The sequence below is a fragment of the Xylophilus sp. GW821-FHT01B05 genome, assembly GCA_038961845.1.
In the GTDB taxonomy this organism is placed as follows: Bacteria; Pseudomonadota; Gammaproteobacteria; order Burkholderiales; family Burkholderiaceae_C; genus Xylophilus.
Window position 1 is genome coordinate 3,569,447 of record CP152408.1, and the last position, 20,962, is coordinate 3,590,408.

The following is a 20,962-nucleotide window of genomic DNA, read 5'->3' on the forward strand; positions in this document are numbered from 1 at the left end:
CACTCACATTGCGGTTCCGGCCCCGGCACCATGGATTGCTAGCTTGTCGGGCAGCCTTCGCACTTCGGGTGCGCGTACAGGCTGATCAGCGCCCCCGACCACCCCGCCACCTCCCCCGCAATTCGCTATCGGGGCCAGGCTCCAGGCTCTTTCGATTCAGCCCTCTGTCATCCAGGCTGCGCTCTTCGCGCCAGGGACAAATGACGCGGCCCCTGCCGCCATTCCTAGGGGGCGCCTGCCCCGCGCAGGAACATGTCTACCGCCCTCGCCACTGTCGCCTTGATCTTCTTCACCGACATCGGAGGGGGTGAGCGTTGAAAGATGCGCCGCTCGCTCTCGGCGGTGACCAAGGCTAGAAAGTGATCCGCCATGATGGCCGGGTCTGCGTCACGCAGTAACCCTGCGTCCATCGCCTTTTTCATGAGGGCGGTGAGCGCAGTCAGGCACTCCTGCGGGCCTGCCGCGTAGAAAAGCTCGCCAACCTCAGAACGTCCCGATTCGGCAACCACCATGCGGTACACCGCCAGTGCTTCAGCGGAATCGGTCATGACGCGCAGCACGGTCTCGCCGAAGCGGTGCAGGGTTTCCTCCAGGCGCAGTTCCGGCCCCGCAGTCGCTTGCAGCTCTTCCACCGCCTTGGCCAGGTGGGACGTGGACGAAGCCCTGACGACCGCGTCAAACAGCGCGTCTTTCGACGGAAAGTACCGATACAGGGTCGCCTTCGAACCACCCAGGCGCGTCGCCAGTTCATTCATGGACGCCCCCTCGTATCCGAACTCCTGAAACAGCTGGCTCGCGGCCTCGACGATGGCCTCGCGCCGCGCGTTTGTCATCACTTTCATGTCCGGGATGCCGTTGATTGCTGAGAGTTGAACTGTACATTCCGCGCCCCGCCTACGCGGCAGCGCTCTGCCACCGGCCAGCCGGTGCGCCTCTCCCCTCTAACGCTCTGTCACAAAACTAAACGAAACCGTATGGTATCGTTTATATAAATCTTCACAGAAGCCACGTTCCCCCCACTCTTTAAATCAGCCATGAAAAAGCAACTGAAACTTTGTGCCCTCCCTCTGGCCGCAGCCATGCTCCTGTCCGGTTGCGGGGGCGGCGATGCTGGCGAGCAAGTCGGGTTCCTCACCATCACCAATGCATCGGTCACCGAGCTGAATGGCTCGTACGGCGACGGCTCTGCCACCGTCACGGACGTCAGCAAGATCGCCGCCACGGGCTCTGACCCGGAGGTCTGCAATTTCAAGTTTGACAACGCCGGGCAACTCGGCGGAAGCGGCGTGGCAGCGGGCGACGTGCGCTACCAACCAAACACGGATGTCCTCTACCGCCTGAATCTGACGGTGCGTGGCCGCGCATACAGCACCGCAAACGGTGATGGCGACGATACGGACATCCACCACAGCAACGACAACATCGAGCTCGACCGCAAGAAACTCACGGCGACGGACGGCTCTGGCGACACGCTGCGTGTGACCGCCCTGCTGCCGATGCACGGCGGCCGACCGACTGGCTGCTAGGCCGCGAACGGGTGAGGCCCATGAAAAAGCAGATCTACGCTTCGACCTTGCTGGCGCTGGCTATCAGCTTGCAATACACACCGGCTGCAGTGGCACAGGTGGTCATCGAAGACCGCGCCTACCAAACGCCGAGCTATGGTGAACAACAGACAGAAAGCGAATTCCTTCGCGACTGGAATCGGCGCCACGATGCCCGAGCCAAAGGGACGCCCTGGCAATCGCCCGAAACCCGCTTTGGCCCGAGCGACGCGATGCGGCTGGTGCAGGCCAGAGGCTACCGGGTGTACGACGTGCAGGATGTGGGAGAGCGGTTTCTCGTCCGGGCTACGCGCGGTGACGACAACCTGCTGGTGAGCGTATCCAGGCGCGGAGACATCATGGGAATCGTGCACCAGGATCGGTGATGGCTCATGCTCCACGGGCATTGCGATTCCAGTCCTGCAACAGGAAGAGCAGCGCAGCCCTGAATGCAAAGCGGCGCAACCGCTTCGCATTCAGGATCACCGCCGCCGGGCGTGCGGGGTTAAACCAGATCGAATCGATCCAGGTTCATGACCTTGGTCCAGGCCGCAACGAAGTCCTGCACGAACTTGGCCTCTGCATCGGCGCTTCCGTACACCTCGGCCACGGCACGCAGTTGGGAGTTGGAGCCAAAGACCAGATCCGCGCGCGTGCCGGTCCACTTGCGTTCGCCGGTATGGCGGTCACGCCCTTCGTACAGGTTCTGGTCCGCTGACACCAGTTTCCATTGCGTGCCCATGTCGAGCAGGTTCACGAAGAAGTCGTTGCTGAGCGCCTCCGGCCGCTGCGTCCAGACGCCTTCCTGCGACTGGCCCACATTGATGTTCAGCACCCGCAGGCCGCCCACCAGAACCGTCAGCTCCGGTGCGCTCAAGGTGAGCAGTTGCGCCTTGTCGACCAGCAAGGCCTCGGGCGAGACGCTGTAGCGGCCCTTCAGGTAGTTGCGGAAGCCATCGGCGATGGGTTCGAGCACGGCAAAGGATTCCACATCGGTCTGCGCCTGCGAGGCGTCCATGCGGCCCGGCGTGAAGGGCACCGTCACGGCGTGGCCGGCCTTCTTCGCGGCCTGCTCCACGCCCACGGAACCGGCCAGCACGATCAGGTCGGCGAGCGAGACTTCCTTGCCACGCGATTGCGCGCTGTTGAATTCGCTCTGGATACCTTCCAGCGTAGCCAGCACCTTCGCCAGTTGCTCGGGCTGGTTGGCGGCCCAATCCTTCTGCGGCGCGAGACGGATGCGTGCACCATTGGCGCCGCCGCGCTTGTCAGAGCCGCGGAAGGTAGAGGCAGACGCCCAGGCGGTCGATACCAGTTGCGACACCGTAAGACCAGAGGCTTCGATCTTGGCCTTGAGGGCTGCGATGTCCTGGTCGTTGACCAGTGGGTGATCAAGCTCGGGGATCGGGTCTTGCCAGAGCAGCTCTTCTGCCGGGACCTCGGGGCCCAGGTAGCGTGCGCGCGGGCCCATGTCGCGGTGGGTCAGCTTGAACCAGGCGCGGGCAAACGCGTCGGCGAACTGGTCGGGGTTCTCGAAGAAGCGGCGCGAGATTTTTTCGTAAGCCGGGTCAAAGCGCAGGGACAGGTCCGTGGTCAGCATGGTCGGCGCTTTGCGCTTGGACGGGTCATGTGCATCTGGAATAGCGCCGGCACCCGCACCATCCTTGGCGACCCACTGGTGCGCACCAGCCGGGCTCTTGGTCAGTTCCCATTCGAAGCCGAACAGGTTCTCGAAGAAGAAGTTGCTCCACTGCGTCGGCGTCTGGGTCCAGGTGACTTCCAGGCCGCTGGTGATGGCGTCGCCGCCCTTGCCGCTGTTGAAGCTGCTGGCCCAGCCAAAGCCTTGCGCCTCGATATCGGCGCCTTCCGGCTCCACGCCCACATGCTTGGCATCGCCCGCGCCGTGCGTCTTGCCAAAGGTGTGGCCACCGGCGATCAACGCCACCGTTTCTTCGTCGTCCATCGCCATGCGGGCAAAGGTCTCGCGGATATCGCGGGCCGCGGCGAGCGGGTCGGGGTTGCCGTTGGGGCCTTCCGGGTTGACATAGATCAGGCCCATCTGCACGGCGGCAAGCGGCTTCTCAAGCTCCCGGTCGCCGGTGTAGCGTTTGTCGTCCAGCCAGGTCTTCTCACTGCCCCATTGAACGTCTTCTTCTGGTTCCCAGACGTCATCACGCCCGCCGGCAAAGCCGAAGGTCTTGAAGCCCATCGACTCCAGGGCGACGTTGCCCGTAAGGATCATCAGGTCGGCCCAGGAGATTTTCTTGCCGTACTTCTGCTTGATCGGCCACAGCAGCCGGCGTGCCTTGTCGAGGTTGCCGTTGTCCGGCCAGCTGTTGAGCGGTGCAAAGCGCTGCTGCCCCGCACCGGCGCCACCGCGGCCGTCGCCGGTGCGGTAGGTGCCGGCACTGTGCCAGGCCATGCGGATGAACAAGGGGCCGTAGTGGCCGAAGTCGGCCGGCCACCAGTCTTGCGAGTCGGTCATCAGCGCCAGCAGATCCTTCTTCACCGCCGCCAGGTCCAGGCTCTTGAACGCTTCGGCGTAGTTGAACGCTGTGCCCATGGGGTCGGACAGGTTCGAATGCTGGTGCAGGACATTCAGCTTGAGCTGGTTGGGCCACCAATCCCGGTTTGTCGTATTGCTGACAGCGGTGTGGTTGACGGGGCACTTTGCTTCGCTTGACATAGGTTCTCTACCTTGGTGGGTGGATCGAGTGGGGGAAGTGGCAAGAGTACCCAGCATATGCAACATAGAGAAATTGAATGATCACAACCAATCAATAGCCACAATCTATTCAGCAGCTGCGCAGCATGCGTTGCGCCGACAGCCCCGGGCCAGTCCAATGCATCAGCGCCGGGGCAAACACTGCGCGCAGCGCCGAACCTCTTCGATCAAGGCCAGTGCGCAGGGGGCCGCCAAGGCGCCGCTGCGCTGGGTGATGCCGATTTCACGCTGCGTCGCCAAAGGGAAGTCCAGCACGCGCAACATGCCGGCCTCGATCTCATAGTGCAGTTGCTGGGCGGAGATCGCCGTCACCATGTCGCTCTTCAGCAGCAGGCCACGCAGCAGCGCCAGATCGCCGGTTTCCACGGCAGGCTGGGGCGACGGCTGGCCTGAGTGGTGAAAGAAGCGTTCCATCAGCTCCCGCGCGGGCGAACCCGGGCGCGACAGTACCCAGCGCGCGCGCTGCAGATGCTCAAAGCCAATCGCCGGCACGGCCGCCAGCGGATGGCCGCTGCGCACCACCAGCGAAATGTGGTCGTCAAACAAAGCTTCCTGCAGCAAATCCTTGGCCTCGCCCGGCGGGCGCAGCGCGCCCAGGATGAAATCCACCTCGCCGCTGCGCAATGCAGCCGCCAGCACCTCATAGGGGCTCTCTACGGTGCTGACATGCACCCGTGGGTGCCGGGCCAGCAAATCGGTGATGGCCGCCGGCAGCAGCAGCGTGCGAGACAAAGGCAGCGCGCCCACCACCACGCTGCCCTGGACCACGCCGCGGATGCCGGCCAGGTCTGAATCGATGCTGCGCAGCTCTGCCAGCGCGCGCTTGCAGCGAAACGCCAGTTGCTGCCCGGCGCGCGTGGGCGTCACACCGCGTGCCGAGCGGGTGAACAGTGCGCGTCCGGTGCGCGCCTCCAAGTCCCTGACCAGCGCGCTCAAGGCCGGCTGTGTCACGCCAAAGGCCCGGGCCGCAGCGGGCATGTTGTGGGTTTCAGAAAGACTGGCGAACAGTGCCAGCCGGCGCGCGCTGAACATTGCGGTCAGCAGCCCGCGTGCATCGGGTTTGCGCGCCTCTTCACCGGATGCCAGCTCCTGGCTGGCGGCGACGAACTCTCGCTCCACGCGCCCTGCCCGCTCCCACACGGCCCGGCCATACACGTTGAGCAGCATGCCGCGCGCCTTGCGCTCGAACAGGGGCACGCCCAGGCAGGCCTCCAGCTCGGCCACGGAGCGCGTGACGGCCGAGGCCACGCGGAACAGCGCCTCTGCGGCCTGCGTGATGCTGCCGCTTGCAGCGACAGCCGAGAAAGCCAGCAGGTGCCGCAGGTTGATCTTCAGGGCGGCCTCTTCGAGCGTCCGCACTGTGGATGCATCGATAAGTTTTATCGGCTCCATTGACGCAGCCATTCGCCTATCTCCCTTGAAAATTTTCTCGACACAAGCAAGGGTTAACCCCAAATCAATAAGTTATTGAGAACGCAGGGCAATTAGAACGCACGCAGCACCGGGAACGCTTGGCGGAGACTGCCCGCATCGTTCTACCCCCGCGCGCCAGAGCCTCGCGTCTTTTTTCAGAGTTCTTCATGCAGTGTTTTTCCCGCCGCCCTCTTCTCGCCCTGGCCGGGCTGCTGGCGCTTGGCGCCCTGGGCAATGCCCACGCGGCAGAGGCCTACCCATCCAAGCCCGTGAAGATCCTTGTGGGCTACACCGCTGGCGGTGCGGTGGATGCCATCGCCCGGCTGGTCGGCCAGCAGATGGCCGGCGTGCTGGGCCAGCCCGTCGTCGTCGAGAACAAACCCGGCGCGGGCACCAACATTGCCGTGAAGGCGCTGATCGCCAGCCCGCCCGACGGCTATACCTTGCTGCTGGCGGCCAATGCGCTGGCCGTGAATCCCTCCTTGTTCCAGCCGGCGCCTTATGACCTCGACAAAGACCTGGTGCCGGTGGCAATGGTCGGGCGCGTCCCTGTGGTGTTCACGGTGCGCGAAGGCTCGGAACTCAAGACGCTGCAGGAACTGGTGGCCGCAGCCAAGGCCAAGCCAGGCGGCGTCACGGTCGCCACGCCCGGCAACGGCTCGACGCCGCATCTGGCCATGGAGCTGTTCCAGCACACCGCCGGACTCTCGCTCAGCCATGTGCCCTACAAGGGTGGCGCGCCGGCAATCACCGATGCACTGGGCGGCCATGTGGATGTGGTTGCGGTCAACGCCCTGGAAGCGCTGCCGCTGGTCCGCGCCGGCAAGCTCCGCGTATTGGCGGTGATGAGCCCCGAGCGCTCCGCAGTGCTGCCCGGCGTGCCGACGGTTGCAGAGTCGGGCTACCCCGGTTTCGAATCCAGCGTCTGGTATGGCTTTGTCGCGCCAGCCGGCACGCCCAAGCCAGTGCTGGCCAAGCTGCACGCAGCCGTGCAGAAGGCGCTGGCGTCGGAAGAAGTGCGCAGGCAGCTGGCCGAGGCCGGCGGCGTCACCCTGCCCGGGCCGCCAGAGCTGTTTGGCAAGCTGCTCAAGACGGACGCTGCCCGCTATGGGCAACTGATCCGCGCGGCCGACATCAAGCTCGACTAATTCTTTAAAGCTGGAGCAGGAAATGAAAACACTGGCGCGCCTGCTATGGGCCCTGCTATTGGCCCTGCTCACAGCAGCCCTGCTGCCCACTGCCATGGCGCAGCCAGCAACAGGCAAGACCGAGGTGCTCTGGCTCGGCCAGTCGGCCTTTCGCATCACCACCCCGGGCGGCAAGGTGATCGTGACCGATCCCTGGCTGCGCCAGAACCCCGTGACCCCGGCGCAATACAAGAAGCTTGAAGCACTTGGCAAGGTGGACGTGCTGCTGGTGACGCACGGCCACCTCGACCACTTTGCGGACGCACCGGCGCTGGCGCTCATGCACCAGATACCCATGTATGCGCCGGGCGACATGAACCAGACGGTGGCATTGCTCGGCATCCTGCCGGCCAACCTGGCCCCGCGCTTCAACAAGGGCGGCACGATCACCCCAGCGCCGGGCATCAAGGTCACGGCCGTGCACGCCGAGCACTCGTCCATCATCGTCTGGAAGAACCCGGCCACCGGCAAGGAAGAGCCCCACACCGCCGGCGAGCCGGTCGGCTACATCATCGAGCTAGAGAACGGCTTTCGCATCTGGCACATGGGCGATACGGGTTTGTTCTCAGACATGAAATTCATCGCCGATTACTACAAGCCCGACCTCGTGCTGATGCCGATAGGCGGCCACTTCACCATGGGGCCGGCGGATGCGGCCCATGCCACGCGCGAGTGGATCAAGCCGCGCTTCGTGATCCCCATGCACTACGGCGCCAACCCCTTGGGCAAGGGCACGCCCGACGAGTTCATGCGCGTGCTGGGCAGCACCGCTACCCGGGTGTTGGCATTGAAGCCAGGGGACATGGCGTCGTTCTAACGGGCGCTACCAGGCCATCCAGCGCCGCCGGCACCGCAAGCGGCAAAGCGGAGTTCGCTTTGCAAGCAGAAGCAACAACCATGACAGCGTCATGCATCCGTCATGGCATGTGCCCAGCATGTGTGCATACCAACACATAACAGGCAAGAGTTGCTTCCATGACTTCCCCATCCTCGACATTGCGCGCCCTGCGCATCGCACTGGTGATCAGTACGCTGGGCCTTTCTCTTTCCGGCTGCGGCGGCGGTTCTTCGCAGTCCCTGGGTTCGGCATCCGCACAGTCCTCGTCGGACGGAAAAGTTCTGCGCTGCGGCCTCTGATGAACGCCAACAACATGTCCCAGCAACGTCGACACTTTCTGTCGCGGACCGCCACCACCCTGGGCGCCGCCGGCGCGCTTGCGCTGCTGCCGCCCAGCATCCGCAAAGCGCTTGCCATTCCGGCCGCATCCGTCTCCGGCACCATCGCGGACGTCCAGCACGTCATCGTCCTGACACAAGAGAACCGCTCTTTCGAGCAGTACTTCGGCACCCTCGCCGGCGTGCGCGGCTTCAATGACCGCAGCACCTTCCCGGTGGATGGCCAGCCCTCGGTCTGGAGCCAGCCAGACGGCAAGGGCGGCGCGGTGCAGCCCTTTCACCTGGACAGCAAGACCACCATGGCGCAGGCGATGAAGTCGCTGCCGCATGGCTGGAAGGACGGCCACGAGATGTGGAACCAGGGCCGCTGGGACAACTGGGTGCCGGCCAAGGGCGCGCTGACCATGGGCTACTTCACCCGCGAGGACATCCCCTTTCATTTCGCGCTGGCCGATGCCTTCACCGTCTGCGATGCCTACTTCAGCTCGTGCATGGGGCCGACCAACACCAACCGGTCGCACCTGATGACCGGCATGCTCGACATCGGCGCCACCGGCGGCGGGCCGCTGCTGGACAACAGCCCGACCAACGGAGCCCCGCTGACCTGGACCACCTACCCCGAGCGGCTGCAGCAGGCCGGCGTGAGCTGGCAGGTCTACCAGGGCGCCACGGGCACTGAGCCGTTCAAGACGTCGCCGGTGACCAAGACCGCCATGGGCGACATCGACAACCCGATCAGCCCCTTCAATGTGCTGAAGTTCTTCCCGGCCATCGCCAATGCGCCGGCAGACTCTGCCATCGCCCAGCGCGCCTGGTCGATCCGGACCTACCAGCAGTTCGCGCAGGACGTGGCCGCCGGCACGCTGCCGCAGGTGTCCTGGCTCATGCCGCCGGCCTTGTGCTCTGAACACCCGGTCTACACCCCGGCCGATGGCGCCACCTACATCGCCGCAGTGCTCGACGCCCTGACGGCCAACCCCGAGGTCTGGAGCAAGACGGTTCTCTTCATCAACTACGACGAGAACGACGGTTTCTTCGACCACATGGTGCCGCCAACGCCGCCCGGGGATGCGGGCACCGGCCTGTCGAACGTTGCCACCGCCGGGGAACTCTATGCCGGCGACGCCAAGCACCCGGCCGGGCCGGTCGGGCCTGGCCCGCGTGTGCCCATGCTGGTGGTATCGCCCTGGTCCAAGGGCTCCTGGACCTGCTCGCAGGTGTTCGACCACACCTCGGTGATCCGGTTTCTGGAGCAGCGCTTTGGCGTGGTCGAGCCCAACATCAGCGCCTGGCGCCGCGCCGTCTGCGGCGACCTGACCACGGCCCTCGACTTTTCCAAGCCCGACGCCAACGCCGTCTCGGTTCCGCCAGTCACAGGCCTAAGCGCGGCCGCCGATGCGCAGAGCAGCCTGCCCATGCCGGTGGTGCCGGCCATGCAGGGCCAGCCGGCGCAGGAGCGCGGCAGCCGCAATGCGCGCGCCCTGCCCTATGAGCTGTTCGTCAACGCGCTGGAGCAGCCATCGCAGCGGGCAACACAGCTGACCTTCATGAACACCGGCCAGGTGGCGGCGGTCTTCCAGGTGTATTCAGCGGTCGCGCCGACCTCGGCCAGGCGCTACACCGTGGCGGCCAACTCCAAGCTGTCCGACACCTGGGCCTGGTCGGCCAGCAGCGGCACGGTGCCGGCCTGCGACCTGAGCGTCATCGGGCCCAATGGCTTTGTGCGGCGCGTGGTCACGTCTGGCGGCCCGGCGCTGGCCAGCGCCACCGCCTGCTACGAGATCGCGCAGGGCGGCCTGTCGCTCAGCCTGTCCAACACGGGGACGCAGCACTGCGTCTTCACCATCCAGGACAAGCGCTACGGCGCCGCAAGCCGGCAGGTCGAGGTGGCACCAGGGCAAACGGTGCAGCAGGCCTGGGGCCTGGAGGCCAGCCACCGCTGGTACGACCTGGGCATCACCGTGAGCACCGACAGCGCCTTTCTGCGGGAGTTTGCCGGCTACGTGGAAACCGGCCGGCCGGGCGTGACGGACCCGTCCATGGCTTGACGCTCCCGGCGGCCTCAGCCCAGGGCGCGCTGCATCAGCACCGTGTCCACCCACTGGCCCCGCTTGAAGCCGACCTGGCGCAGGGTTCCGACCAGCTCGAAACCCTGCGCCGCATGCAGGCCGATGGAGCCAGCATTGGCGCTGTTGCCGACCACCGCCACCATCTGCGCATGGCCGGCCTGCGTGCAGCGCGCCACCAGCGCCTGCAGCAGTGCCCGACCAATGCCGCAGCCGTGCCGGCCCTGCGCAACGTAAACCGAGTTCTCGACCGTGGCGCGGTACGCGGGGCGCGACCGATAGGGGCCTGCGTAGCAATAGCCCACCACCTCGCCGTCCAGCAGCGCCACCAGGAAGGGGTAGCCGGCCTGCACCAGCTCCGCCCGCCGGGCCTGCATCTGGGCCACAGTGGGTGGCTCTTCCTCGAAGCTGCACAGCTCGTGCAGCACATACGGGCGATAGATCGCCTGGACGCTCGCCATGTGCGCCTCCAGGGCATTCACCACCTCAAGGCGTGGGGATGATGGCGCCCCGGGGGCGAGAGTTTCGGCAAGCAGGAGGTAATCAGATGGGGTCATGGCGCGATCTTGACGGGGTGCCTCGCATCAGGGAAGCTTTTGCTCCTTATGCAGATCATTAGAAATTCTTTGGCCAACCTGCTCAACCTGGAGCAGTTGCGCTCTTTCGTGCTGGTGGTGGAAACCGGCAGCTTCTCGGTCGCCGCCGAGCGGCTGGGGCTGACGCAGCCAGCGGTCAGCCTGCAGGTCAAGCAGCTGGAGCGCCGGCTCGCCGTGCGCCTGGTCGAGCGCGTCGGCAAACGTGCGGGTGCCACCGTGGCCGGGGCCGAACTGCTGCGGCAGGCGCAGCACATAGAGGCGGCACTGGAGAGCGCCCTGGACGCCGTTGCCAGCCATGCGGCTGGCGTCACCGGCCGGGTGCGGCTGGGATGCGGCGCCACCGCCTGCCTGCACTTCCTGCCACCCGTGCTGCGCGCGCTGCGGCTGCAGTACCCCGCGCTGAGCATCGCGGTCAGCACCGGCAACACCGACGAGTGCGCGCGCAAGGTGGAAGACAACCTCCTCGATCTGGCCCTGGTGACGCTGCCGGTGGCGGGCCGCTCGCTGCTTGCCACGCCCATCCTGCAGGACGAATTCGTCGCGATCCGGCGCGACGGCGCATCCGCGCTGAAGGGCGGCGTCACACCGGCAGCGCTCCAGGCCCAGCCGCTGGTGCTGTTCGAGCCGGGCGCGAGCACGCGCCGGCTGATCGACCGCTGGTTCGCGGCTGGCGACTGCATGCCCCAGCCCGTCATGGAGCTGGGCAGCGTCGAGGCCATCAAGGAGATGGTCGCCGCCGGCCTGGGCTACAGCATCGTGCCGCGCATGGCGCTTACGGGCCGCAGCGCCCACCCGGAGCTGCAGAGCCTGCCGCTGCGCCCCCGCCTGGGCCGTACGCTGGCGCTGGTCATGCGGCGCGACAAACCGGTCAGCCGGGGCATGCGGCTGCTGGCCGACGCCATTGCGCAGGCAGGCGACCAGGCGCGGCAGGCCGGTGCGCCGCCGCTTCCCGCATAATTTACGTTTACGTCAACGTCAATTCAAAAAGGAGCAAGCATGGACATCGCAGGCAAGGTCTTCATCGTCACGGGCGCGGCATCGGGGTTGGGCGAGGGCACGGCCCGGCTGCTGGCCAGCAAGGGAGCGAAGGTGGTGGTGGCCGACATGCAGGACGCCAAGGGCCAGGCCGTGGCGCAGGAGATCGGCGGAGCCTTTGTGCACTGCGACGTCACGCAGGAGGCCGATGGCCAGGCCGCCGTGGCCAAGGCGCTGGAGCTGGGCCGGCTGATGGGCCTGGTCAACTGCGCCGGCATTGCACCGGCCGAAAAAACCGTGGGCAAGGCCGGCGCGCATTCGCTGGCGGTCTTTGCCAAGACCGTGACAGTGAACCTGGTGGGCAGCTTCAACATGATCCGACTGGCGGCCGAGGCCATGGCCCGCAACGAGCCCGAGCCCACCGGCGAGCGCGGCGTGCTGATCTCCACCGCCTCGGTCGCCGCCTACGACGGCCAGATCGGGCAGGCGGCCTATAGCGCGTCCAAGGGCGGCATCGTCGGCATGACGCTGCCGATCGCGCGCGACCTGGCGCGCAACGGTATCCGCAACATGACCATCGCCCCCGGCATCTTCGGCACGCCCATGCTGTTCGGCATGCCGCAAGAGGTGCAGGACGCGCTGGCCGCCGGCGTGCCCTTCCCCTCGCGCCTGGGCACGCCGCAGGACTACGCCAGGCTGGCGGTGCACATCATCGAGAACGACATGCTGAACGGCGAAGTCATCCGCCTGGACGGAGCGATCCGGCTGGCGCCGAAGTGAACGGCTCACCCCCAGGCTACGCACTTCGTGTCTTCGCCAACCCCCTGGAGGGGGCACATCCAGCGGCCCGGCAAAGCCGGTTCCGCGGATGTTGCGCGTGACCTGCTCCGCGGCCGCCTGCATCCTTACGCTTCATTTGCTCCGGAACGGCTAGCGGTAGCGATCGGTTGCGGGTGCGCCGACTGAAGTGGATACAGTACGCAGCACTGACTACGCCGTACAAAAGAGTTCTCCATGAAGTACCTCGCCCTCACCGTCCTGGCTGCTGCCGCCCTGCTCTCTGGCTGCGTCACGCCGCCGCCCGCGCCGCTCACCGTGGCCGAGCTGCTCAATGCCGACCCGACCGCCCAGTGCCTGGCCGCCGCCAACCGCGACCCGCGCCTGACCTTGCTCGAACCCAAGGTCGGCAGCCTGCGTAGCGCGGGCCAGGCGTCGCTGCCCATGCTCGGCAGCAAGCAGATGCCCAGCGCCCCTGAGAAGACCGCCCTCGAAATCTGGGGCAGCGAGCGGCAGCGCTGCCTGCCGCTGGGGCAGAGCTACCGGGCGAGCAAGCTTCCGCCGGCCCTGGTGTCGGCGTTCGAACTCAACCAGCGCGACCTGGTGTTCCTCACCACGCGGCTGTACACGGGCGAGATCAACTACGGCCAGTTCAACATGCGTCGCCAGGAGCTTGGGGCCGCCTACCGCACGCGGCTGCTGGAGTTCCAGCAGCAGTACGACGCCTGGCTGCAGGAGATCGAACCGCAGCGCCGCATGTACGCCGCGCCGCCGCCGCAGACCATGCCGGTATCCCCGGCCGTGCGGGCGCTCTTCACCAACTGCAACCGCTACAACGTCGACTACGTGAGCTGCACCAGCCAGTAGTCCGCCGGCAAGCCAGGGCCCGCGCAGGACGGGCCGGAAACATTCCTGCACTTTTGCGGCACAGGCCTCCCGGACAATGAGAAGAACGTGTTCACGATCTCTATGGGGTCGCGCAAGTGTCTTTGCGGGATGGGATGCAAGGCGCGGTGCGCAGCCAATAGCACCGCTATTGGCAAGCGCCGCAACGCCGCAGACCGCCCGCAAAGACACTTGCCCGGAGGGTTGGAGTGAAATCGGGCGATTGAGCGCCCCGGCCCCTTGCATGGGCACCAGCCCATGCAGCGGGATCCGGGCCACCCACTCATCCCGATTGCACTCCAACGCGATCCCCATACAGATCGTGAACACGTTCTAGGAGGAGCGCAGCATGAACATCACCCCCTTTGTCACGCTGGCGCGCAAGTCGGTGGCCTCGTGGTCGAACGACTATGCGCCCAGCATGGGCGCGGCGATTGCCTACTACACCGTCTTCTCGCTCGCGCCGCTGCTGCTGATCGTGATCGCGGTGGCCGGCTTTGTCTTTGGCCGCGAGGCGGTGCAGGGCGAGATCGTGGGCCAGCTCGCCGGCTTGCTGGGGCAGGATGGCGCGTTGGCGGTGCAAGGGCTGATTCGCGGCGCCAGCCACCCGACCGAGGGCATCGTTGCCAGCGCCATCAGCGTGGTGGTGCTGGTGGTGGGCGCCACCACCGTGTTTGCAGAGCTGCAAAGCGCGCTGGACCGCATCTGGCGCGTGCCTGCGGCCGACAAGCAGAGCGGCGTGTTCGGCACGCTGCGCACGCGGCTGCTGTCCTTTGGGCTGATCCTGGGCCTGGCCTTCTTGCTGATGGTGTCGCTGACCGTCAGCGCGGCGGTGGCGGCCATGGGCAAGTGGGCCGGCCAACTGGTGCCGGGCTGGACCTTTGCGCTGCTGGCGCTGAACCTGGTGGTGTCGCTGGCCATCACCACCCTGCTGTTCGCCATGATCTACAAGCTGATGCCACGGGCCAGCATTGCCTGGCGCGATGTCTGGGTGGGCGCGGCGGTGACGGCCGTGCTGTTCGAGGTGGGCAAGCTGCTGATCGGGCTGTACGTGGGCAAGAGCAGCATCTCGTCATCCTTTGCGGCGGCGGGCTCCATCGTGGTGCTGCTGGTGTGGGTGTATTACTCGGCGCAGATCTTCTTGCTGGGCGCTGAGTTCACCTGGGTCTATGCCAACGAATACGGCTCGCGCAAGCCGCAGGCCCTGCCTGCCGTGGCGCCCGCGCCCATGCTGCAAGCCACCCCGCGTCTGGCGCTGGCGCCTGCCACAACGCGTGGGCCGACGCGGCGGCAGCGCATTCTGGTCACCGCCGGGCTGGCCGTGCTGCAGGTGGCGATCCGGGTCGCCATGCAGCGCCGCGCCGCGCGCCGGCAGGCGCTGCGCCGCCCGCGCTAGCTGGCGGCGCTCTCCTGCGCCATGGCGCGCACCCATTCGCTGAAGCTGGCCAGGGCGGGCGGCGGCGCGTCCACCGCCGGCGTGACCAGGTAGTACGAGCGCTCGCCGCGCAGTGGCCGGTTGCAGGCCACCACCAGTTCGCCGCGCGCCAGCTCGGCCTCGATCAGCAGCGGCGGGATCAGCGCCACGCCCAGGCCGTGCGCGGCGGCCACGGCCACCATCGAGAACAGCTCATAGCGCGGCCCGGCCAGGGCCGCCGGTGCGGCCACGCCCATGGCGTCGAACCACTGGCGCCAGCCGTAGGGCCGGGTGCTTTGCTGCAGCAGGGGCATGGCGGCGATCCGGCCCGGCGTCAGCTCCAGGCCGCCGCGCAGCGCGGGGCTGCAGACCGGGATCACGTCTTCGTGCAGCAGCGGCTCGGCGCGGGTGCCGGGCCAGTGGGCGACCTGCTCGGGCGTGCCGGCGTACAGCGCGGCATCAAAGCCGGTGTCGGCAAACAGGAAGGGGCGGGTGCGGGTCTCTATATGCACCGTGATGTCCGGGTGCAGCGCGGCCAGCCGGGGCAGGCGCGGCACCAGCCAGCGCGTGGCAAAGGTCGGCACCGCCGCCAGCGCCACGGCGCCGCCACGGCCCTGGCCGGCCATCAGGTCGAGCGTGTCGCGCTCCAGGCCTTCGAGCCCGCGCGCGATGTGGCGCCAGTACTGGGTGCCACCAGGCGTCAGCGCCACGCCGTGCCGCGTGCGGCGGAACAGGGTCACGCCCAGGAAAGCCTCCAGCGCCTGCACCTGGCGCGACACGGCGCTTTGCGTGAGCGACAGCTCTTCGGCCGCGCGGGTATAGCTTTCGTGCCGCGCGGCGGCTTCGAAGCAGGCCAGTGCCTGCGTGGAGGGAATACGGCGTCGCATGATGAAATGGAATCTTTTTAAAAGGCATGCCGGCCAGGCATCTGGGCTCCATTCTTTCAGAAATTCCTATACCGCATAGCTTGATGTGCAAAACTCGTTTGCCGTGGCGCCAGCCGCGCACTAGGATGTCGGCGCAAGACCTCATCTTTTCCCTCTGCTTACCCCTTCCCCAGGAGACCTCTCATGTCCAGCGCCCCCAGCCGCGCCGCCTTCCAATGGGCCGACCCGTTTTTGCTCGACCAGCAACTGACCGACGACGAGCGCATGATCCGCGACGCGGCCCATGCCTATTGCCAGGACAAGCTGGCGCCGCGCGTGCTCGAAGCCTTCCGCCACGAGAAGATGGACACCAGCATCTTCCGCGAGATGGGCGAGCTGGGCCTGCTGGGCCCGACCATCCCGACGCAGTACGGCGGTGCCGGCCTGAACTATGTGAGCTACGGCCTGGTGGCGCGTGAGATCGAGCGCGTGGATTCCGGCTACCGCTCCATGGCCAGCGTGCAGAGTTCGCTGGTGATGGTGCCAATCCATGAATTCGGCACCGAAGCGCAGAAGCAAAAATACCTGCCCAAGCTCGCCAGCGGTGAATACATCGGCTGCTTCGGCCTGACCGAGCCCGACCACGGCTCTGACCCCGGCAGCATGGTCACGCGCGCCCACAAGGTTGACGGCGGCTACAAGCTCTCTGGCGCCAAGATGTGGATCACCAACAGCCCCGTGGCTGACGTGTTCGTGGTCTGGGCCAAGGAAGTCTCCGCAGGCGGCGCCGTTGGCCCGATCCGCGGCTTTGTGCTGGAAAAGGGCATGAAGGGCCTGAGCGCCCCGGCCATTCACGGCAAGGTCGGCCTGCGCGCTTCGATCACCGGCGAAATCGTCATGGACGAAGTCTTCGTGCCTGAAGAAAACGCCTTCCCCGAGGTGCAAGGCCTCAAAGGCCCGTTCACCTGCCTGAACAGCGCACGCTTTGGCATCGCCTGGGGCGCGCTGGGCGCGGCCGAGTTCTGCTGGCACACCGCGCGCCAGTACACCATGGACCGCAAGCAGTTTGGCCGCCCGCTCGCCGCCAACCAGCTGATCCAGAAGAAGCTGGCCGACATGCAGACCGAAATCACGCTGGGCCTGCAAAGCTGCCTGCGCGTGGGCCGCATGAAGGACGAAGGCCAGAACGTGGTCGAGATCATTTCGCTCATCAAGCGCAACAGCTGCGGCAAGTCGCTCGACATCGCCCGCCTGGCGCGCGACATGATGGGCGGCAACGGCATCAGCGACGAGTTCGGCGTGGCGCGCCATCTGGTGAACCTGGAAGTGGTCAACACCTATGAAGGCACGCACGATGTGCACGCCCTCATCCTCGGTCGCGCCCAAACCGGTATCCCGGCCTTCAGCTAACCCCCAGGCTTCGCACTGCGTGTCTTCGCCAACCCCCTTCCAGGGGGCGGCGCGGCCGCTTGGGGCGGCCCGGCGCAGCGCGCCTGCGCATGAAGAACCAATACGCTCTCCGTTCACAGGACACATCGCATGAGCTTCACCACACACGAAGGCGCCCTCGCCGGCCTCAAGGTTCTTGATCTCTCGCGCGTGCTGGCCGGGCCCTGGTGCACCCAGACGCTGGCCGACCTGGGCGCCGATGTGGTGAAGATCGAGCGCCCCGGCGCCGGTGACGACACGCGCCACTGGGGCCCGCCCTTTCTGCAGGATGCCGAGGGCCGCGACACCGAGCAGGCGGCCTACTTCGCCTGCTGCAACCGCAACAAGCGCTCGGTCACCATCGACATGGCCACGCCCCAGGGCCAGCAGTTGCTGCAGCGCATGGCGGCCGAGGCCGACGTGCTGGTGGAGAACTTCAAGGTCGGCGGCCTGAAAGCCTATGGCCTGGACTACGCCAACCTGCAGGCGCTGAACCCACGGCTCATCTACTGCTCGATCACCGGCTTTGGCCAGGACGGCCCCTACGCCAAGCGCGCCGGCTATGACCTCATGGTGCAGGCCATGAGCGGCATGATGAGCATCACCGGCCGCGCCGACGGCACGCCCGGCGGCGGCCCGCAGCGTGTGGGCGTGGCGCTGACCGACACCTTCACCGGCATGTACGCCGCCACCGCCATCCTGGCCGCGCTGCAGGCGCGCGGGCGCACCGGCCGCGGCCAGCACATCGACATGGCGCTGCTGGACGTGGGCATGGCCCTGCTTGCCAACCAGACCACCGGCTACCTCAACACCGGCGACGTGCCGCAGCGCCAGGGCAATACGCACCCCAGCCTGGCGCCCTACCAGGACTTCCCGACCGCCGACGGCGCCGTGCTGCTGGCCATCGGCAACGACGGCCAGTTCACCCGCTTTTGCGCCGCCGTGGGCAAGCCCGAATGGAGCGCCGACCCGCGCTACGCCAGCAACACCTTGCGGGTACGCCACCGCGACACGCTGATCCCGGCGATGGAAGAGATCACCCGCACCCGCAGCACCGCCGACTGGATCGCGCTGCTGGAAGACAAGGCCGTGCCCTGCGGCCCGATCAACGACATTGGCCAGGCCTTTGCCGACCCGCAGGTGCAGGCACGCGGCCTGGCGCTCAAGCTGCCGCGCGCGGCGGGCGACGGCATCACGGAAATCGCCGGCGTGGCCAGCCCGCTGCGCCTGGGCGAGCACCCGCCGGTACTGCACCGCGCCCCGCCCGCGCTGGGCGAGCACACCGACGAGGTGCTGCGGGAGTTCGGGCTGGCGCCTGCGGCAATTGCAGAGCTGCGCGCGGCAGGCGTTCTTTAGGTAAAAAATGCCTCTAGCCCAGGTGCAGCCTGGGCTTCTAGCTATTCTTTTTATAGTTATGCCGCAGCAACGGCCGCCAAGCCTTGCCGCACCGTCGGGTAGCGCAGCGCCAGCCGCAGCTCCTGGTGCAGGCGCTGGTTGTCCAGCCGGCGCGATTCGCTCATGAAGCTCAGCAGCATCAGCGACAGCTGCTCGCCCGCAGCGCTGCGCGCCACGCGCGGCGGGCGCGGCAGGCGGTATAGGTCGGCCGCCAGGTCAAAGTAGTCGCCCATCTTCAGCTCGGTGTCGTCGCTGGCGTGGTACACGCGCTGCGCCGCGCCGCGCCACAGTGCCGCGCAGCAGGCGCGCGCCAGGTCGTCGGCGTGGATGTGGCTGGTGTAGACATCGTCTGCGGCCTGCAGCACCGGCGTGCCGCGCAGCAGGCGCTCGCGCGGCGTGCCGCCGGGCCGATCCGGCGCGTAGATGCCGGGAATGCGCAGGATGCTGGCGCGGCTGCCGCCACGGCCAAAGTGGCGCACCGCCGCCTCGGCATCCACCCGGCGGTGCGCGCGGGCGGTGTGCGGCGCCACCGGGCGCGACTCTGGCACGCGCTCGCCACGGCAGTCGCCGTAGACACCGCTGGTCGAGCCATACACCAGCACGCCCGGCCGCGTGCGCCGCGCCAAGCTGCGCACCAACGCCAGCGTGCGCGGGTCGCGCCACCAATGGGCACCGGCGTCCTCGCTGGCCGGGGGCGGCGGCGCCAGGTGCAGCACGCGCTGCGCCAGCCCGGCCAGCCGCCGCAGCGATGCCGCGTCGTCCAGATTGCCCGCCAGCGGCACGATGCCGCGCGCACGCAGGGCCGGTGCGCGCTCGGGCGAAGAGGTCAGCGCCAGCAGGCGCACACGCCCTGCCAGCAGGCCCGCCGCACGCAGGCCAACGTCGCCGCAGCCGACGATCAGCACGCGCTGGCGTTTGAAACGCGCAGGCAGCGCGCCGAGGGGGGTCTGGTTTGAAGGCAAAATCGATCCGATCAGCAGAAACAAGAGCGGAAGCCAGGCTCCGCCCAAGGATAACCAAGCGATGAGTTTCACTATTTCCGTGCAGCCCAGCGGCCGCACCTTCACCACCGAGGCTGGCGAGACCATCCTGACCGCCGCCATCCGCCAAGGCATTGGCCTGCCCTATGGCTGCAAGGACGGGGCCTGCGGCTCCTGCAAATGCAAGAAGCTCGAAGGCAGCGTCGTCCAGGGCGAGCACCAGAGCAAGGCCTTGTCGGCCGAGGAAGAGGCCCAGGGACTGGTCCTGACCTGCCGCTCGGTGCCGCAAAGCGACGTGGTGCTGGAATCGCGCCAGGTCACCGACGAAAGCGCCTTCCCGGTGCGCAAGATGCCGGTGCGCGTGCAGTTGCTGGAAAAGCTCTCGCACGACGTGGTGCGGCTGCGGCTGCAACTGCCGGCCACCGAGCAGTTGCGCTACCACGCCGGCCAGTACCTGGAATTCATCCTGCGCGACGGCAGCCGCCGCGCCTACTCCATGGCCAGCGCGCCGCACACCCAGGCCGAGACCGGCCCGAGCGTCGAGCTGCACCTGCGCCACATGCCTGGCGGCAAGTTCACCGACCACGTGTTCACCGCCCTGAAAGAGCGCGACATCCTGCGCTGCGAGGCGCCCTTTGGCAGCTTCTTCCTGCGCGAAGACTCTGACAAACCCATCGTGCTGCTGGCCTCGGGCACCGGCTTCGCGCCGATCAAGGCACTGATCGAGCAACTGCAGTTCAAGGCCAGCACGCGCCCGGTCACGCTCTACTGGGGCGGCCGCCGCCCGGCCGACCTGTACCTGCACGACTGGATCACGCAGAAGGCCGCCGAGATGCCGCAGCTGACCTACGTGCCCGTGGTGTCCAACGCCCTGCCCGAAGACGACTGGACCGGCCGCGCCGGCTTTGTCCACCAGGCCGTGCTGGACGACTTCGCCGACCTGTCGGGCCACCAGGTCTACGCCTGCGGCGCGCCCATCGTGGTCGAGTCCGCACAAAAAGCCTATGTGGCCGAGCGCGGCCTGCCAGCAGAAGAATTCTTTGCCGACGCCTTCACCAGCGAGGCCGACAAGCACGGCGGCTGAGCCTCACCTTCGCGCCCCACAAAAACAAAGGCCCGCAGCGCGAAGCTGCGGGCCTTTGTCTTGGCGGCCAGCCCCCATGCAGGGGCCGGTGGCGCGGTCTTAGCTGGTCTTGGCTTCAGCGGCGGCCTTCTTGGCCTTGACATGCTTGGCGTGGGCCTTTTTCTTTGTGACCTTGGCAGGAGCTGCTGCCGTGGCAGCAGGAGCTGCGGCAGCGGCCGGAGCGGCTGGGGCTGCAGCCGGGGTTTGGGCGAAGGCGGCACCGCCGATGGAGAGGGCAAGAGCAGCGACGAGGGCTTGGATCTTCATGGTGTGAACTCCGGGTGGTGGTACATGGAAAAAATCTTCCATGCGCCTACAACGCGCCAGGGGCACTGGCCGCATCACATCCGGCACACAAAATAGGGTAAGCGATTGTGTCTGCCGCATGGCAGCAAGAGGACAATCGGCGGCC

20 protein-coding genes are annotated in these 20,962 nt (G+C 67.0%); 13 read left to right on the top strand and 7 right to left on the bottom strand.

The window, feature by feature from the left end; translation table 11 throughout:
* Window positions 1–224: 224 nt before the first annotated feature.
* Entirely contained in the window at window positions 225–842 is a 618-nt protein-coding gene (locus AAFF27_16635; protein ID XAH21641.1) for a TetR/AcrR family transcriptional regulator, read from the bottom strand.
* Between the two features lie 192 nt (window positions 843–1,034).
* Here AAFF27_16635 and AAFF27_16640 point away from each other — a divergent pair, with 192 nt between their 5' ends.
* Window positions 1,035–1,526, top strand: coding sequence for a hypothetical protein (locus AAFF27_16640; GenBank protein XAH21642.1), 492 nt, complete (start codon window positions 1,035–1,037; stop codon window positions 1,524–1,526).
* Window positions 1,527–1,546: 20 nt separating this feature from the next.
* On the top strand, window positions 1,547–1,930 hold the full coding sequence (locus tag AAFF27_16645; protein XAH21643.1) for a hypothetical protein: 384 nt from the start codon (window positions 1,547–1,549) through the stop codon (window positions 1,928–1,930).
* A 119-nt stretch (window positions 1,931–2,049) separates the two neighbouring features.
* Here AAFF27_16645 and katG read toward each other — a convergent pair whose 3' ends face one another.
* Together katG and AAFF27_16655 are read right to left on the bottom strand one after the other, a co-directional pair.
* Window positions 2,050–4,230 carry a catalase/peroxidase HPI gene (katG, locus tag AAFF27_16650; GenBank protein XAH21644.1) on the bottom strand — a complete coding sequence of 727 codons (2,181 nt, stop codon included), beginning with the start codon at window positions 4,228–4,230 and terminating at the stop codon, window positions 2,050–2,052.
* Window positions 4,231–4,392: 162 nt separating this feature from the next.
* Window positions 4,393–5,628, bottom strand: a complete 1,236-nt coding sequence (locus tag AAFF27_16655) for a LysR family transcriptional regulator (protein ID XAH21645.1) — start codon at window positions 5,626–5,628, stop codon at window positions 4,393–4,395.
* Between the two features lie 221 nt (window positions 5,629–5,849).
* On the opposite strand from AAFF27_16655, the gene AAFF27_16660 reads away from it, so the two are divergent.
* The 4 genes from AAFF27_16660 (at window position 5,850) to AAFF27_16675 (ending at window position 10,093) form a co-directional block, all read left to right on the top strand.
* A complete protein-coding gene (locus AAFF27_16660) occupies window positions 5,850–6,830 on the top strand; it encodes a tripartite tricarboxylate transporter substrate binding protein (GenBank protein XAH21646.1) in 981 nt (326 codons plus the stop codon).
* Between the two features lie 22 nt (window positions 6,831–6,852).
* Complete coding sequence (locus AAFF27_16665) at window positions 6,853–7,686, top strand: metal-dependent hydrolase (protein XAH21647.1); 834 nt, start codon at window positions 6,853–6,855, stop codon at window positions 7,684–7,686.
* Between the two features lie 158 nt (window positions 7,687–7,844).
* Window positions 7,845–8,006 (top strand): hypothetical protein, encoded by a 162-nt coding sequence (locus AAFF27_16670; GenBank protein ID XAH21648.1) that lies wholly within the window; start codon window positions 7,845–7,847, stop codon window positions 8,004–8,006.
* 14 nt (window positions 8,007–8,020) lie between these two features.
* On the top strand, window positions 8,021–10,093 hold the full coding sequence (locus tag AAFF27_16675) for a phospholipase C, phosphocholine-specific (protein XAH21649.1): 2,073 nt from the start codon (window positions 8,021–8,023) through the stop codon (window positions 10,091–10,093).
* Between the two features lie 14 nt (window positions 10,094–10,107).
* Here AAFF27_16675 and AAFF27_16680 read toward each other — a convergent pair whose 3' ends face one another.
* Window positions 10,108–10,572, bottom strand: a complete 465-nt coding sequence (locus AAFF27_16680) for an N-acetyltransferase family protein (protein ID XAH21650.1) — start codon at window positions 10,570–10,572, stop codon at window positions 10,108–10,110.
* A 144-nt stretch (window positions 10,573–10,716) separates the two neighbouring features.
* Between AAFF27_16680 and AAFF27_16685 the strand changes: the two genes are divergently transcribed.
* The 4 genes from AAFF27_16685 to AAFF27_16700 all read left to right on the top strand — a co-directional run bounded on the left by AAFF27_16685 (window position 10,717) and on the right by AAFF27_16700 (window position 14,740).
* Entirely contained in the window at window positions 10,717–11,664 is a 948-nt protein-coding gene (locus tag AAFF27_16685; GenBank protein XAH21651.1) for a LysR family transcriptional regulator, read from the top strand.
* Between the two features lie 39 nt (window positions 11,665–11,703).
* Complete coding sequence (locus AAFF27_16690) at window positions 11,704–12,462, top strand: 3-hydroxyacyl-CoA dehydrogenase (protein XAH21652.1); 759 nt, start codon at window positions 11,704–11,706, stop codon at window positions 12,460–12,462.
* A gap of 234 nt (window positions 12,463–12,696) precedes the next feature.
* Complete coding sequence (locus AAFF27_16695) at window positions 12,697–13,326, top strand: hypothetical protein (GenBank protein ID XAH21653.1); 630 nt, start codon at window positions 12,697–12,699, stop codon at window positions 13,324–13,326.
* Between the two features lie 367 nt (window positions 13,327–13,693).
* The gene (locus AAFF27_16700; GenBank protein XAH21654.1) at window positions 13,694–14,740 is read left to right on the top strand and encodes a YihY/virulence factor BrkB family protein; all 1,047 of its coding nucleotides are present in this window, start codon (window positions 13,694–13,696) and stop codon (window positions 14,738–14,740) included.
* Here AAFF27_16700 and AAFF27_16705 read toward each other — a convergent pair.
* On the bottom strand, window positions 14,737–15,645 hold the full coding sequence (locus AAFF27_16705) for a LysR substrate-binding domain-containing protein (protein ID XAH21655.1): 909 nt from the start codon (window positions 15,643–15,645) through the stop codon (window positions 14,737–14,739). The two genes, AAFF27_16700 and AAFF27_16705, sit on opposite strands and share 4 nt — an antisense overlap.
* A 183-nt stretch (window positions 15,646–15,828) precedes the next feature.
* Here AAFF27_16705 and AAFF27_16710 point away from each other — a divergent pair, with 183 nt between their 5' ends.
* Window positions 15,829–17,034 carry an acyl-CoA dehydrogenase gene (locus tag AAFF27_16710; protein ID XAH21656.1) on the top strand — a complete coding sequence of 402 codons (1,206 nt, stop codon included), beginning with the start codon at window positions 15,829–15,831 and terminating at the stop codon, window positions 17,032–17,034.
* 129 nt (window positions 17,035–17,163) lie between these two features.
* Window positions 17,164–18,408, top strand: coding sequence for a CaiB/BaiF CoA-transferase family protein (locus tag AAFF27_16715; protein ID XAH21657.1), 1,245 nt, complete (start codon window positions 17,164–17,166; stop codon window positions 18,406–18,408).
* A gap of 56 nt (window positions 18,409–18,464) precedes the next feature.
* Here the strand turns inward: AAFF27_16715 and AAFF27_16720 are convergent, their stop codons facing one another.
* Window positions 18,465–19,409, bottom strand: a complete 945-nt coding sequence (locus AAFF27_16720; protein ID XAH21658.1) for an NAD-dependent epimerase/dehydratase family protein — start codon at window positions 19,407–19,409, stop codon at window positions 18,465–18,467.
* 61 nt (window positions 19,410–19,470) lie between these two features.
* Here AAFF27_16720 and AAFF27_16725 point away from each other — a divergent pair, with 61 nt between their 5' ends.
* Window positions 19,471–20,511 (top strand): CDP-6-deoxy-delta-3,4-glucoseen reductase, encoded by a 1,041-nt coding sequence (locus tag AAFF27_16725; GenBank protein ID XAH21659.1) that lies wholly within the window; start codon window positions 19,471–19,473, stop codon window positions 20,509–20,511.
* Between the two features lie 99 nt (window positions 20,512–20,610).
* On the opposite strand, the gene AAFF27_16730 is transcribed toward AAFF27_16725, so the two are convergent.
* Window positions 20,611–20,817 carry a hypothetical protein gene (locus AAFF27_16730; GenBank protein ID XAH21660.1) on the bottom strand — a complete coding sequence of 69 codons (207 nt, stop codon included), beginning with the start codon at window positions 20,815–20,817 and terminating at the stop codon, window positions 20,611–20,613.
* Window positions 20,818–20,962: the final 145 nt, after the last annotated feature.